The organism is Pontibacter sp. CAU 1760, assembly GCF_054482735.1.
On the sequence record NZ_JBTLRL010000005.1, the window covers coordinates 313915 to 326568 of the forward strand.

A 12654-nucleotide genomic window follows, 5' to 3' on the forward strand; every position below is an offset into this window, starting at 1 on the left:
CGGGCAGTTATTATACTTAAACCAAGGGCTGGGTTTGTTTATCGCTGCTGACCAAATACAAGCCTCGGGCAACTACTGTTTTTGGCTTGCGACTGGCGCAGGGCTATTCTTGTAACTTGTTTTGATGAAAGAGTTTCCGAGGGTGTCTTGTGTTGCCAATAAGTTTTCATTTTTCAGGTTTAGGTCCTGGTTGGCGGCGTCAGCGGCCAGGTATGGTTCCAGGATGGGGGCCATACCTTTTAGCACCTGCACGGGCAACGAAGAAGTGAAATGAAAACTCTCCGCCTTGCGCCCTGGCACAAAGGCTGTCAGGGCACCAAAGTGGCTATCCCCTAAAAAGAAAACAAATGTGGCGGTGCGGTTCACGGCGCGCGAGGCAACCCGGTGCCCCCGTACGCTCAGCGTTACATAGCGGTTGTCGCCGGTACCGGTCTTGCCTCCCATCTGCATGGGCTCACCGTTTGGCTTTTTAAAGCCGCCTACCAAGCGGCGGGCTGTTCCTTCGTCCACCACATCGAGTAAGGCACCCCGCAGCACCTCGGCCACTTCCGGTGCCATGACTTGCTTCCCGGCATGGGCCTGCTGGCGCAAAAGGGTCTCGTAAGGGGTGTCTGCCGCAAAATGCAACGACTCGATGCGTAGCGTTGGCTGCCGCAAGCCCTTGTTAAGGATAATGCCCATCAGTTCAGCCAAGGCTTCCGGGCGGTCACCGGACGAGCCCAATGCACTTGCCAAAGAGGGCACCATCTCCCTGAAAGGGTATCCCAGTCTTGCCCAGCGCTGCTGGATGTCCTTGAAGGCATCTAATTCCATCATGGTTCGGATGCGAGAATCGCGGGCGCTCTTGTATTTTGTTCGGAACAACCAGGTATAAACTTCCTGTCGTTGGGCCTGGCTTGCCTCTACTACGTTAGCCCAGGTAGCATCGGGGTGTTGCAGCTTATAGCCGAGCATCCATAGTTCCAAAGGGTGCACCTTAGCAACATATCCCTGGTCAGGCAGGCTGTAAGCCTCTGGCCCGTACCGGTGGTAAAGCTCCATAACCCGATCGTGCGTCAGTTTTCGGTCATCCACTCTGGAGCGCAGCATTTTCTCGAACTGCACCGAATCCGTGTTAGGATACAGGTAGCGATGCGCTACCGCCAAGCGCACCGGGTTCTGGCGCAGCCCATCCAAAAGCAAAGTCAGTCGTTCCTCAGCGTTTTTCCCGTTATACTTGTTCCAGAAGCGGCGCATGTATTTTTTCCCTTCCCGGTCGGCAAATTCCGTAAGGTAGGCGCGGCGGCGCGGGTCGTGGTCGTTGCCCATGAGGGCAGGCACGTTCTCCACTTGCTGGTAGGTCGTGTACTTCACGATATCACGCATCATCCGGATAAAGGGCAGGTTGATTGACTTCAGGAAAGCTTCCCGAACGGTAGGGCGGCGGCCATTGTCTTCGTTGCGGTAATTATGAAAAGTGTGCATCCCCCCACCCGTAAAGAACGACTCATACGGGCTAGCGGAGTAGCTGCGCTCCAGGGAAGCTTCCAACGTCGCTTTTAGGCTACTGTCTTTGGAATAGGCCAGGTACTGCAGCACCCAAAGGCTCAGGTTATCCTGCGGCTCTTTCAGCGCTTTCTGAATGGCCTCTTTCGGCTGATTGGCATATTTCCCGTGCACTTCTGCGATCACCTCTAAATACGTAGCCAACACGCGCAGTTTGGCAGTGGACCCGAGTTCAAGCTTACTGCCCTCGTTCAGGTCGAAAGGCTGGTCCGTGTTATCTGTCTGTACCCGCACTAGGTTCCCGTAAGGGCTCCGCTTGAACAGCGTAAAGCTATAATGTACCTGCTCCGTTCCGCCCGATGACAGCAGTCTGTCCCCGAACATACCGGCTTCCTTGGCGAAAGCACCATTGTTCAGGCTATCCAAGTAAGCGCCTATTTTCTTCTGGAGGTCGTTTTGCAGGGTTGTCGTGGCGGATAAATCCAGGCGGTCGAGGTCGTAGAGTGTTTTGCCCAGCATCCCGGAAAGGTGGGTACGCGCCATTAAAGAGCCCTTGTCTGTTTTGTTCGGGAAATCAGGCGCATTGTTCTTGAAATCCCGGAAATTGACCTCCTGTGCCAGACCGGCATCGCGCAGTTCCGGGCTAATGTATCCGTTGTTAGCAAGCAGCCGCAGATAGCTCCCCGTCAGGCCGTTCAGTTCATTTCTGCCCTGCGCGCTCAGGTAAAAAGAAGGCCTGCGCTGGGCGATCATCAGCGAAAGCACCTGCCGGAGTGCCTGTCCCTGTGCAAGCAGTGTATCAGTATTGGTGCTAGAGGTTGTCAGGAGTTGATTGACGTTGTTCAAATCAGCATTAAACCATACCCAGAGGCCATCGCCCAGGCCGTGCACCTCCCCATACCCCGGCGCACCGGATAGTGGCACCGTGTTGACATAGGTCAGCACCAGGTTTTTACGCGCAGGCAGCGTTTTAGCCCCCTGTTGATATACCCGCACACTGGCAGAGGCCATTTGCTGCAATTTTTGGATAGGGCTGGCGGTGATCCCCTCAGGGGAATGGCGGTATTTTTCGATTTGGGTAGCCAAGGTACTGCCTCCGATGGTTTTGTAGTTCAGTCCTACCATTTTGGCTGCCTCATGGATAGACGCCTTCGTGAAACGAACCCAATCCACTGCCGGGTTCATGAAAAGCTGCGTGGTATCCAATAGCGTGCGGTTTTCAATAAACAACAGCGACTGTACTACCAGAGGTGGAATGGAGGCAAAGTCCGGATAAATGCGCTGGGGATACGTGAATTGGTAGATGGGTTGCCCTTTGCTGTCCATGATATGTAAGCCTACCTGCGTTTTCTCAGCATAAGGCACATAAAAGCCCTCGGAGGTATAAGTTAGCAGTTCAGGTGAGAACCGTGCTTGTTGTTTTACCTCCAGGCCCCGCTTATTGGCTCTGGTTAATAGGTTTGGCATTTGCGCATACCCGAGCCGGGTATCAAAGGGGCCTCCTTTCGGAAACTCGATGGCATCGCTTGGGCCCTCCTTCAATTCGTAGGTCAGGGACTTGGCATAGGCTGAAAGTTCCTGGGCCTGGAACCGGGATGTTTTTACCTCATATAACACGATAGCAGCTACCACGCCGATCACCAGCACCAGCGCTCCCAGCAAAGTCCATTTAAGGATGGCCAGACGCTTCTTTCTTCTCCCGTCTTTAGAAGCAGTGGGGTATAAGTTAACTACCATAATTGTATAGCTTTAGAGGTTGGTTGCGGCTTATATATTTTTACGGGGACTTTGCCCCTGAGGTCACAAAAACACGCAGAATCCTTGTAAATAAGCTATCAGGCAAGCTCTTTTATCTTTCCGAAGCAGTTAGTGGCCGCGCTGCCAGCATATTTTACGCAGAGGATAAATTGAACTGAAACAATAAAAAATAGCGTGGCGGCAGCTTGCGGTCCATTGCCTTATAACATGAAAATTTTTTCCTGATGCAGCAGTCGTTTACAAAACCCAAATGTCCCCGTGTGGTTGCTTTTACCCTCCGGGTTGAGTGCTTGAAAGGTAGGCTGCCTAATGCAGAATGATGCGTAAAGAAAGGGCTGAGATTGCCGCCCACAGCAGCACACCCAACAGGAGCGGCTTTGCCCCCACCGCCTTTAGTGCCTTGCGGGAAAGCCCTGCCCCGATGAGGAAAAGGGTTAAGGTAAGACCGGCTTTGGCCACTTGAACAAAAAACGGGCTCGCCTGCTGCACCATCGGCAAATAAGTATTCGCCAGCATAGCCAGCACAAAGGCTAAAATAAAATAAGGGAATTTAAGATGACCCGCTTTATTTTTGAACGCATAGGCTGTCGCCAGGCTGAGGGGTATAATCCAGAGGGCCCTGGCCAGTTTAACGGTAGTAGCCACCTCCAGGGCCTGTGGACCGTATTTGCTGGCTGCCCCTACCACCGAACTGGTGTCGTGGATGGCGATGGCGCACCACAGCCCAAACTGCGCCTGCGACAGGCCCAGATACCTGCCAATTGCCGGAAAAAGAAACAGCGCCACCGCATTGAGAATAAACACGGTGCCCAAGGCTACAGAAATGCGCCTTTCACCAGCACCTACCAGGGGAGACAAAGCGGCAATAGCGCTGCCGCCGCAGATGGCAGTACCGGCAGTGATGAGGTGAGTTGTTTTTTGCTCTATGCCCAACCACTTGCCCAGCAATGTTCCCAGCACCAGCGTGAATGCAATGGAAACCACCGTTAGCAGCAAGCCGCTCTTGCCAGCCACTAACGCCGCATGCCCATTCATGCCAAACCCTAACCCTACCACTGACACTTGCAGCAACAGGTGCGTGGCCTTGTGGTTAAGGTGCAGAAACGGGTGCCCGATAAACTGTGCGACAACCACTCCCAGTAATAAGGCAAACGGCGCTGAAATGTAGGGCGTCAGGCACAGCACCACGAACAGCAGAAACAGCAGCTGCCGTGTGGTGATACGCCGGTCGAGCGCCCCCTCGGGGTGCTTCGTTTGTTTCCGGCTGTCATCCTTTACTTTTTTCATGGCACCTGGCGTTATCCTATGGAGCAAGCAAAGGTGCCATTTAAGCATACCGAAATCAAATCACAAAAAGTAATTTGGTATTACTTTAAGTTATAATGACTAATACAATGCCTTCTGAAAAAATCAGCCAGTTTAGAGGTTTGCCCATGCAGCTGCACGAACTGGAAGGTGCGTGATACACTGAGCCCTCTCACGTCCAGGATGCGCAACTCGTTTCGGGTGATTTCTTGCAGCACCGCATGAACAGACAAGAATGCAAGGCTGTCGGAGTGCAGCAGGTACTGTTTTATACTCTCCGTGCTCTCCAGGTATAGCTCGGGCTGCAGGTCTTTCGGCTGGATCTGGACTTTGGCGAGTGCTTTATACAGTACATCAAGGGTACCGGAACCAGGCTCGCGCAAAACCAGTGGCAGGGATTTCAGCAGCTCAGGTTTTATCTCGGCTTGCGTAACGTGCTTGTTGGATGTGCGGGTCACCAGCACGATTTCGTCTTTCAGGAAGGGGGCGTATGTTATTTGCGGGTGATGCGAATCGCCTTCCACTACCCCCAGATCAGCTTTCCCGCAAATCACCTGTTCTTCGATCGCCTCGGTATTGCCCGCCGCAAACGAGAAATGAATAGCTGGGTAAGCACTGCGGAAAGAGGCTAGCACTTTAGGCAGTACATACTGCGCCAGGGTGGTGCTGGCCCCAATGCGCAGTTGGCCACTTGTCGCTTCCTGCAGTTGCAGCAGTTCGTTTTCGAGCTCGGTATAGGTTCTGAGAATCTTCTCGGCATAAGTAACCAGAATAGTGCCGGCCGGGGTCAGGCTGATGCTGTTGCCATGCCGCTTAAACAGGCCAGTTCCCAATTGCTGCTCTAGTTCGTTGATGTGCTTGGTTACGGCGGGCTGACTGATAAACAACGCCTGGGCAGCTTTGGTGAAACTGAGTTTTTGGGCTACCTGATAGAAAACCTGCAGCCGGAAATCGAAGACCATGGGAGTAATGCGTTTATACCGGAATCAGCTAAAGCGCAAAGAACGGAAATACTACCGGCATATGCGCTCTCTTAACAGTTCTGGTCAGGTATAATCTAAAAATAAACGAGGGGTGGGTTTATACCTGCCGTTCGTATAAACCCACCCCTCGTCCGGGTAAAATCAATATTAGGCTACTTCACCCAGTTTCCGCGACTGCTAAAATGGTTACAGCCAAAGGTAGCACCTGTGATCATTTCGAATTGCTTTGGCTTCATATCCCCGCTCGGCCCTTCGTGTACCAGAGGCAGCACATAGGATGGCTCCATGGCATGCTGGCCTGTCAGCTCATCGCATACGCCGAAGTCCTTGGTTTGCATTTCTATTTTATTTGGATCTTGCTCCCAGTGAGAGCAGTGATTGCATGTTGCTTCCATGTTCGTAGTATTTAAATTCAACATCATGTTACCAGCCTTTTATACTAGGATTTAGCCTTGCATAGTTGCACAAAGCACGCTCAGAAGCCCAATTTAGAATTAGGTTAAATAAGGATAGTGCTCAGAGTCTGGATGCAGCAAAATGTGTGCAGCGGGTTACCCTAAAAAAAGGAAGGGTATACTGCGATCTCTCGCAGTATACCCTTCCTTACAATTGATGTGCTGTAAGTTACTGTTTCTTCAGCAGCAGCTTTACAACTTTAGACTCTGACTGGCTTACTAAACGGGCCAGATACAGCCCATTGCCTAAGCTGGCACCATCAACCTCAACCTCAGTCAATTGACCGCCTACGGCTGTACCGGCTTTTAACCGCTTCACCAGGCTGCCTTTCATATCATACAGGTCTATGGTAAATTGTTCTGTGCGCTGCAGCGTGAATGCAATCGTGGCTTTATCAGCAAACGGCGTTGGGTAAGCGCTGAGGCTGATACCCTGCAACTGCTGCATCGACTTCTTGCTACTGTTTCCCTGCAATGAAGTAGTAGCCGATGATCCGCCTAGAGGGCAACCTGCTTCATTGGCGCGCTCAAGATTACTTTTAAGATCCCCTAGTTCTCCTGCATCAAAGGCACTTTTTACCAAAGCCTTTATATTGTCAGCCGAATAGGTATAATCTACATCACTGTGCGAAGCACTCAGTAAACCAGCTGTCGCATGGCGCGCCAGGCTGGCAAAGCCGCCACCGCCCAGGTTAAGCGCGCCCAACAGCGTAAGGTTGCCCAATCCTTGCATATTGGTAATGCCAAAAACAGTCTGGAAGCTTTCACTCGTGCTATACCCCACCCATCGATCGGTGTGGTTTTTCCAGTAACCTGGCGTACAACCTTCCGGCTCTGTAGGAACACAGGCAGTGGTTCCACCATTGGCGAAAGAGATTTTTCTGGTGCCATATAGATTTCCGCTGCCTAGTTTCTCAATGATACACCCTTTTACAAAGTCAACCTGGTAGTAGCAGTTCGGCACAACAATCTCCAGGCAATAGGATCCGTTTGAAGTGATATCCATTGTCATAAAATCATGCACTTCCTGTTCTTCAATATTGTCTGATGTAGCATTAGGAGCTTCATAACTTACCAGGGAACTGTATTCGTACTGGAAACATTCGAGATGTCGAAACACACTTTCAGAATTTCGCCTGGTTTCACAAATTCGGGAGTTAAACTGGTTGATGTATTACCTCCTGAGGTATACACAACATTAGAGAAAGCGCCCTCTCCTACCCTGCATGCATAAGTTGGAGGCGTATCACCGCCTGGCGCGGTGGTGGCAGAAGCTGACTTTGCAACAGATAACTGCAAAAGACAAAACGCTAAAGCAAAACAGAGTTTGTAAAGATTTTTTGTCATGATAAATGGTTTAATTGTATAGCATGAAATTTAGCCACAACTGAGACCTGCAAGCGCCTGCAACCAGCAAACCCAAATATCAATCATGAGGCATGCTTCATATTACGTGTAAACCTTTACCGTGTGTTATATATAAAATACATTTTAATATAGAAAAAACCTTATCCCGAAATAAAGTAGCCATCTTAAAATTGACCTGCTTTATTCATAAGTTAAGCATGGTGTGGGTTAGGAGATGCTTAACTACACAAAATATTTTGGTCAAACTCAGCCCCACCCTTGCCAATTAACTTGTAGAGTAAGAAAAAGCATCGCTTCAAAAAAAGGTAATTGCACTGAAAGTACCGCATAAACAGCTTCGTAATTGCTCGAATTACTTACTTGTTACAAGCAATTTTTTTTTTGAAAAACCAGGAGCTGAAGGTATGGCCATACTTTTTTCGGTATCAACACCAAACTTCCGGCCCTGATTGATCACCGCGCCTGGCATGACTGGTTTTCATTGGCTGAGGTCCCGACAAACCTTACCAGGCAGTAAAGGCTTTTTCCTTCCTACGCTACAAACACCTCTTCCCGGTTGCGGAAAGCCTTGAACTCAATGGGGTTGCCACTTAGGTCCAGCACGAACATGGTCCGCTGCTCTCCCTTCTGGCCTTCATACCTGGTTTGGGGCTCTACCACAAACTCGATCTGGTGCTGTTGCAGACGCGCCTGCACCTGCTCAAATTCCTCCATAGACAAGATGCACCCGAAATGCGGAATCGGTACGCTAACGCCATCTACTTTCCCGCAATAGTCAAGCGCAGGACGGTTAGTGCTTACGTGCGCTGACAACTGATGCCCGAAGAAGTCGAAGTCTATCCATTGCGCTGTGCTGCGGCCTTCGGCGCAGCCTAAAATTTCGGTATAGAAAGTTCGGGTAGAAGCGATGTCCTTTACTTTGAAAGCGTAGTGAAATGGGTTCATAGAGATGGAGGGGTTAATATCCTTTTGTCCGGGAAACAATATTTTGGAGGGGTTGGCCTGCCTGTAATCGGTCATAGTTCTCCAGCACCTGCTCTACAACCGAACCAGGATCCGTGATGCTGGCAATATGAGGGGTAATGCTGATGCGGGGATGGCTCCAGAAAGGGTGCCCAGCTGGCAAGGGCTCCTGACGGAACACGTCCAGGCTCGCGCCAGACAGGTGGCCTGTTTCTAATAACTCCAGCAGATCTTCTTCCACCAAATGCTCCCCACGGGCCACGTTGATCAGGAAAGCACCCTTAGGCAACTGCGACAAAGTATCTTTGTTCAGGATGTTGGCAGTATCAGGGGTCAGTGGCAGGAGGCAAACCAATATGTCCGTCTGGGCCAGAAATGCACTTAATTCAGTTGGGCCGGCAAACACCTGCATCCCTTCTATCGCTTTTCTGGAAGTGGCCCAGCCGCATACCTTGCAGCCAAGTTGCCGCATCAACCGGGCTACGTGGCCCCCTAATTCGCCCATACCCATAATGCCGACCGTAACCTCCTCAGGGCGGGTATAGCGCCTTGGTTTCCAGATATTTGCTTGTTGCTTGTCCTTGTAAGCTGCAAGCCCCCGCAGGTGATTCAAGACAAGCGACAGCACGAAAGCACCCATGTCGCGGGTCAGGTTGATGTCCTTGATTCTGGTAATGGTCACATCGGCGGGGATAGTCGGGTCTTTCAGGATATGGTCGGCGCCTGCGCCCATCGAGGAGATACACTTCAGGTTCGGAAACTCTTGAAATGCACCCAGGGGATGGTTCCAGGCAAGCGCAAATGTAACGCCCTCATTCTCCTCCCCATCCGGGTATACCCGCACGGGAACATCGGGCCTTTTTTCCTTTAGTGCATTCACCCAGGGACTCACATCCTTCCGCTGGCTAAATATCATGATCGACATATACTTGGTATTTTTACACAATGGTACGAACAATATCCCTGAATCGATAAACAATGCCGGGGTAATGAATTAACGTAGGGATGGGATTAGCCGGTTTCGGCAGTGCTTTGATTCCTTCATAAATATACTACAGCCCGATTACTTAAGCACGGTAAACAAAAGCTGCAGAAACCCTGTTGGGGTATAGCACATAGTAGCCACCTTTTATGCCCATGCTGCGCTGGTTCGACATTATCAAGTATGCCACATACGGGAATCCGGAGCCGGCGCGGGTTGTCCAGAAAACGGAGGAGGCCTGGCGGCGGCAGTTAACGCCGGAGCAGTACGCGGTGCTGCGGCAGAAAGACACCGAAAAGGCTTACCGAAATGCCTACTGCAAGGTTTATACCCCTGGGCTTTACGCTTGCGCGGGATGCGGAAATCCTTTATTCGATGCGGACACAAAGTATCATGCCATCTCGGGGTGGCCAAGCTTTAAGCAGCCGTATACCAAAAGCGCCATCCGGTACCAGTTTGACGACAGCCACAAAATGAACCGAATGGAGGCGTTGTGCAATACATGCGGCGGGCACCTCGGCCATGTCTCGAACGATGGGCCCGAACCGACCGGGCTGCGCTACTGCATCAACTCGGCGAGCCTAATAAAACTGGATGAGCCTGCCTAGCCATACCATGTCCGAAACAGTTCATACCTTTAAACCCGGATAAGCCTTTTTGGCTTCCATGCCTTTTCCTTAAAAAACGACATATGCAACCCATCCATACCCTCCACTATAAAAATGACTTTGTTGAGACTTTCCCCGGGGATGGCAGCGGCGACCTGCGCCCACGCCAAACACCGGGGGTGCTCTACAGCCGTGTGCAGCCCTCCCCTGTCCGGAACCCAACCCTGCTGGCATGGTCCCCGGCCCTGGCCAAAGAATTAGGTATAGCCAAACCCGATACCCCAGAGGCGGTTGCCTTGCTCGGCGGCAACGCTGTGGCCGACAGCATGAAGCCTTATGCCGCCTGCTATGCCGGGCACCAGTTCGGCAACTGGGCCGGACAACTGGGCGACGGACGCGCCATGACCCTGGGCGAGCTAGAGACAGACGCCGGCAAAACCTGGGAACTGCAGTTAAAAGGCGCTGGCCCCACGCCATACTCCCGCCGGGCCGACGGACGTGCGGTATTGCGCTCTTCGGTGCGCGAGTACCTGATGAGCGAAGCCATGCACTACCTCGGGGTGCCTACTACCCGCGCCCTCAGCCTGGTGAGCACCGGCGACCAGGTGATGCGGGATATGTTTTACAACGGCAACGCCGCCTATGAGCCCGGAGCCATTGTGATGCGCGTGGCACCCAGTTTTTTGCGTTTCGGGAATTTTGAGATGCTGGCCGCCCGCAAGGAAAAAGAAAACCTCCAGCAACTGACGGATTGGACAATCAACCGCTATTACCCACACATACCCGGCGAAGGCGACGCCAGAATCCTGGCCTGGTATGCGGAAGTGGTGGAGCGCACGGCTACCATGGTGGTGGAGTGGCTGCGTGTCGGCTTTGTGCATGGCGTCATGAACACCGATAATATGTCGATCCTGGGGCTCACCATCGACTACGGCCCATACTCGTTCCTGGACAATTATGACCCCGACTTCACGCCCAATACCACCGATTTGCCCGGTCGGAGGTATGCTTTCGGGAAGCAGCATTCTGTTGCCTACTGGAATTTGGGCTGCCTGGCCAGTGCCCTGGCGCCCCTGCTGCCCGATACCAAAGAACTGGTGGCTGCGCTGGAAACTTACCGTGAGCTGTTCTATACAAAGTATTACGCCATGATGGGCCGCAAATTAGGACTGGATGCGGTAACGGAGGGCGACAGCGATTTCATCGTGCAGTTCGAGGAGATGCTCTCTGCCCTCAATCCGGATATGACCCTATTCTACCAGCTGCTTACGGAGTTGCCGCTTGAAGTAAAAAGCCAGGAAGAGGTTTTAAGCCATTTTCAGGAAAGCTTTTACGATACCCCCGATCAGACAAGTGCCAAATCCCTGCACGACATCATGCTGCAGTACAGCACGCGCTTACAGCGGAATACGTGCCCCCGAAGCGAATCCCAGGCGATGATGCGGGCAGCTAATCCTCGGTTTATACTCCGGAATTACCTGCTCCACCAGGCCATTGAGGAGTTAGAGCGCGGGGAGGACCAGCTTTTCAGGGAGTTGCAGGAGGCCATCGCAGCCCCTTATTCCAGGGATTTCGACAAGTTCTTGAAAAAGCGACCAGACTGGGCAAGTCAGAAAGCCGGCTGCTCTATGCTGTCCTGCAGCTCCTGACGGAAGCGCTGCAATCCTCAAAAAGGAAAAGCATTTAAACACAAAGGGAGCCACTCAATCGAATGGCTCCCTTTGTGTTTACTAAAGTACGCTAAGCTTAAGCACTGCCAAGCTTGTTTAATTCCTGCATGTCTTCCTCGGACAGCGAGATAGAAGCTGCTGCATAGTTCTCCTCCAGGTGCTTCACCTGAGAGGTTCCCGGAATCAGCAGGATGTTCGGGGAATGATGCAGCAGCCAACTCAACGCGATCTGATGGGCAGAGGCAGCATGCTTCTTCGCTACCTGCACTACCTTGTCCAGTATTTCCTGGTTGCCGCCACCCAGAGGGTACCAGGGTATAAAGGCCATCTGTTGCTCGCGGCAGTAAGTCAGTTCGTCCTCCCACTCCCGGTTATTTACGCTGTATTTGTTCTGTACCGATACCACTTGCACGTACTCCTGCGCTTTTTTAATTTGCTCCACCGATACCTCCGATAGCCCGATGTGCTTTACCAACCCCTCTTCCTGCGCCTGCTGCAAAAACTCCAGCGACTTTTCAAAGGGCACCTCCGGATCAACGCGATGTAGTTGGTATAGATCAATCCGGTCAAGTTTCAGGCGCTCCAGGCTTCCTTCCAGTGCTTTGCGCAGGTGGTCGGGATGCGAATTGATCGGCCACTCGTTTGGGCCGGTACGCAGCAAGCCGCCTTTAGTGGCAATTACCAGCCCCTCCTTGTAGGGGTGCAGCGCCTCGGCTATCAGTTCTTCCGAAACGTTCGGCCCATAGCTGTCGGCTGTATCGATGAAGTTTATACCCAATTCCACAGCCCGCTGCAGTACCTTCATGGCTGCTTGCTTGTCTTTTGGTGGTCCCCAGATTCCTTCACCAGTGATGCGCATCGCGCCATACCCCATGCGGTTTACTTCCAAGTCACCTCCGAGCCTGAATGTTTTCGCTGTTGATTTTTCCTCCATCATGTAAGTTGTTTTTCAGTGATCATAGGTTCATGACTTTACTCATACGGGCACCCTTTTGGTCGGTTGAAAACCATTTCGCCTTTTCCCAGTTGATAGGGGTATGACTAAGCCTTGGCTTCTCGCTTCTGAAAGTCTTCGCT

The 12654-nt window shown here is 51.9% G+C and carries 11 protein-coding genes; 2 read left to right on the plus strand and 9 right to left on the minus strand.

The features are described from left to right. Positions 1 to 72: 72 nt before the first annotated feature. From ACXYMU_RS09765 to ACXYMU_RS09800, 8 genes are all read right to left on the minus strand, one after another. Complete coding sequence (locus tag ACXYMU_RS09765; RefSeq protein WP_458986195.1) at positions 73 to 3222, minus strand: transglycosylase domain-containing protein; 3150 nt, start codon at positions 3220 to 3222, stop codon at positions 73 to 75. Positions 3223 to 3549: 327 nt separating this feature from the next. Further along, a complete protein-coding gene (locus ACXYMU_RS09770) occupies positions 3550 to 4530 on the minus strand; it encodes a YeiH family protein (RefSeq protein ID WP_458986196.1) in 981 nt (326 codons plus the stop codon). Between the two features lie 80 nt (positions 4531 to 4610). After that, positions 4611 to 5510 (minus strand): LysR substrate-binding domain-containing protein, encoded by a 900-nt coding sequence (locus tag ACXYMU_RS09775; protein ID WP_458986197.1) that lies wholly within the window; start codon positions 5508 to 5510, stop codon positions 4611 to 4613. Between the two features lie 173 nt (positions 5511 to 5683). Beyond that, on the minus strand, positions 5684 to 5869 hold the full coding sequence (locus ACXYMU_RS09780) for a hypothetical protein (RefSeq protein WP_458986198.1): 186 nt from the start codon (positions 5867 to 5869) through the stop codon (positions 5684 to 5686). A 286-nt stretch (positions 5870 to 6155) separates the two neighbouring features. Beyond that, positions 6156 to 6992, minus strand: coding sequence for a T9SS type A sorting domain-containing protein (locus tag ACXYMU_RS09785; protein ID WP_458986199.1), 837 nt, complete (start codon positions 6990 to 6992; stop codon positions 6156 to 6158). 65 nt (positions 6993 to 7057) lie between these two features. Then, positions 7058 to 7333: a hypothetical protein gene (locus tag ACXYMU_RS09790; protein ID WP_458986200.1), complete on the minus strand. Its 276-nt coding sequence runs from the start codon at positions 7331 to 7333 to the stop codon at positions 7058 to 7060. Positions 7334 to 7885: 552 nt separating this feature from the next. Further along, positions 7886 to 8299: a VOC family protein gene (locus ACXYMU_RS09795; RefSeq protein ID WP_458986201.1), complete on the minus strand. Its 414-nt coding sequence runs from the start codon at positions 8297 to 8299 to the stop codon at positions 7886 to 7888. Between the two features lie 13 nt (positions 8300 to 8312). Continuing rightward, entirely contained in the window at positions 8313 to 9242 is a 930-nt protein-coding gene (locus ACXYMU_RS09800) for a 2-hydroxyacid dehydrogenase (protein WP_458986202.1), read from the minus strand. Between the two features lie 212 nt (positions 9243 to 9454). Between ACXYMU_RS09800 and msrB the strand changes: the two genes are divergently transcribed. After that, entirely contained in the window at positions 9455 to 9907 is a 453-nt protein-coding gene (gene msrB / locus ACXYMU_RS09805; protein WP_458986203.1) for a peptide-methionine (R)-S-oxide reductase MsrB, read from the plus strand. 83 nt (positions 9908 to 9990) lie between these two features. Continuing rightward, positions 9991 to 11556: a protein adenylyltransferase SelO gene (locus ACXYMU_RS09810; protein ID WP_458986204.1), complete on the plus strand. Its 1566-nt coding sequence runs from the start codon at positions 9991 to 9993 to the stop codon at positions 11554 to 11556. A gap of 97 nt (positions 11557 to 11653) precedes the next feature. On the opposite strand, the gene ACXYMU_RS09815 is transcribed toward ACXYMU_RS09810, so the two are convergent. Next, entirely contained in the window at positions 11654 to 12514 is an 861-nt protein-coding gene (locus ACXYMU_RS09815; RefSeq protein WP_458986205.1) for an aldo/keto reductase, read from the minus strand. Positions 12515 to 12654 lie beyond the last annotated feature (140 nt).

What these genes read in the sequence shown, in the direction of transcription:
- ACXYMU_RS09790 (WP_458986200.1), bottom strand. Translation starts at nt 7,333, where the DNA reads ATGACAAAAAATCTTTACAAACTCTGTTTTGCTTTAGCGTTTTGTCTT.
- ACXYMU_RS09800 (WP_458986202.1), bottom strand. Translation starts at nt 9,242, where the DNA reads ATGTCGATCATGATATTTAGCCAGCGGAAGGATGTGAGTCCCTGGGTG.
- msrB (WP_458986203.1), top strand. Translation starts at nt 9,455, where the DNA reads ATGCTGCGCTGGTTCGACATTATCAAGTATGCCACATACGGGAATCCG.
- ACXYMU_RS09775 (WP_458986197.1), bottom strand. Translation starts at nt 5,510, where the DNA reads ATGGTCTTCGATTTCCGGCTGCAGGTTTTCTATCAGGTAGCCCAAAAA.
- ACXYMU_RS09770 (WP_458986196.1), bottom strand. Translation starts at nt 4,530, where the DNA reads ATGAAAAAAGTAAAGGATGACAGCCGGAAACAAACGAAGCACCCCGAG.
- ACXYMU_RS09815 (WP_458986205.1), bottom strand. Translation starts at nt 12,514, where the DNA reads ATGATGGAGGAAAAATCAACAGCGAAAACATTCAGGCTCGGAGGTGAC.
- ACXYMU_RS09765 (WP_458986195.1), bottom strand. Translation starts at nt 3,222, where the DNA reads ATGGTAGTTAACTTATACCCCACTGCTTCTAAAGACGGGAGAAGAAAG.
- ACXYMU_RS09795 (WP_458986201.1), bottom strand. Translation starts at nt 8,299, where the DNA reads ATGAACCCATTTCACTACGCTTTCAAAGTAAAGGACATCGCTTCTACC.
- ACXYMU_RS09780 (WP_458986198.1), bottom strand. Translation starts at nt 5,869, where the DNA reads ATGCAAACCAAGGACTTCGGCGTATGCGATGAGCTGACAGGCCAGCAT.
- ACXYMU_RS09810 (WP_458986204.1), top strand. Translation starts at nt 9,991, where the DNA reads ATGCAACCCATCCATACCCTCCACTATAAAAATGACTTTGTTGAGACT.
- ACXYMU_RS09785 (WP_458986199.1), bottom strand. Translation starts at nt 6,992, where the DNA reads ATGGATATCACTTCAAACGGATCCTATTGCCTGGAGATTGTTGTGCCG.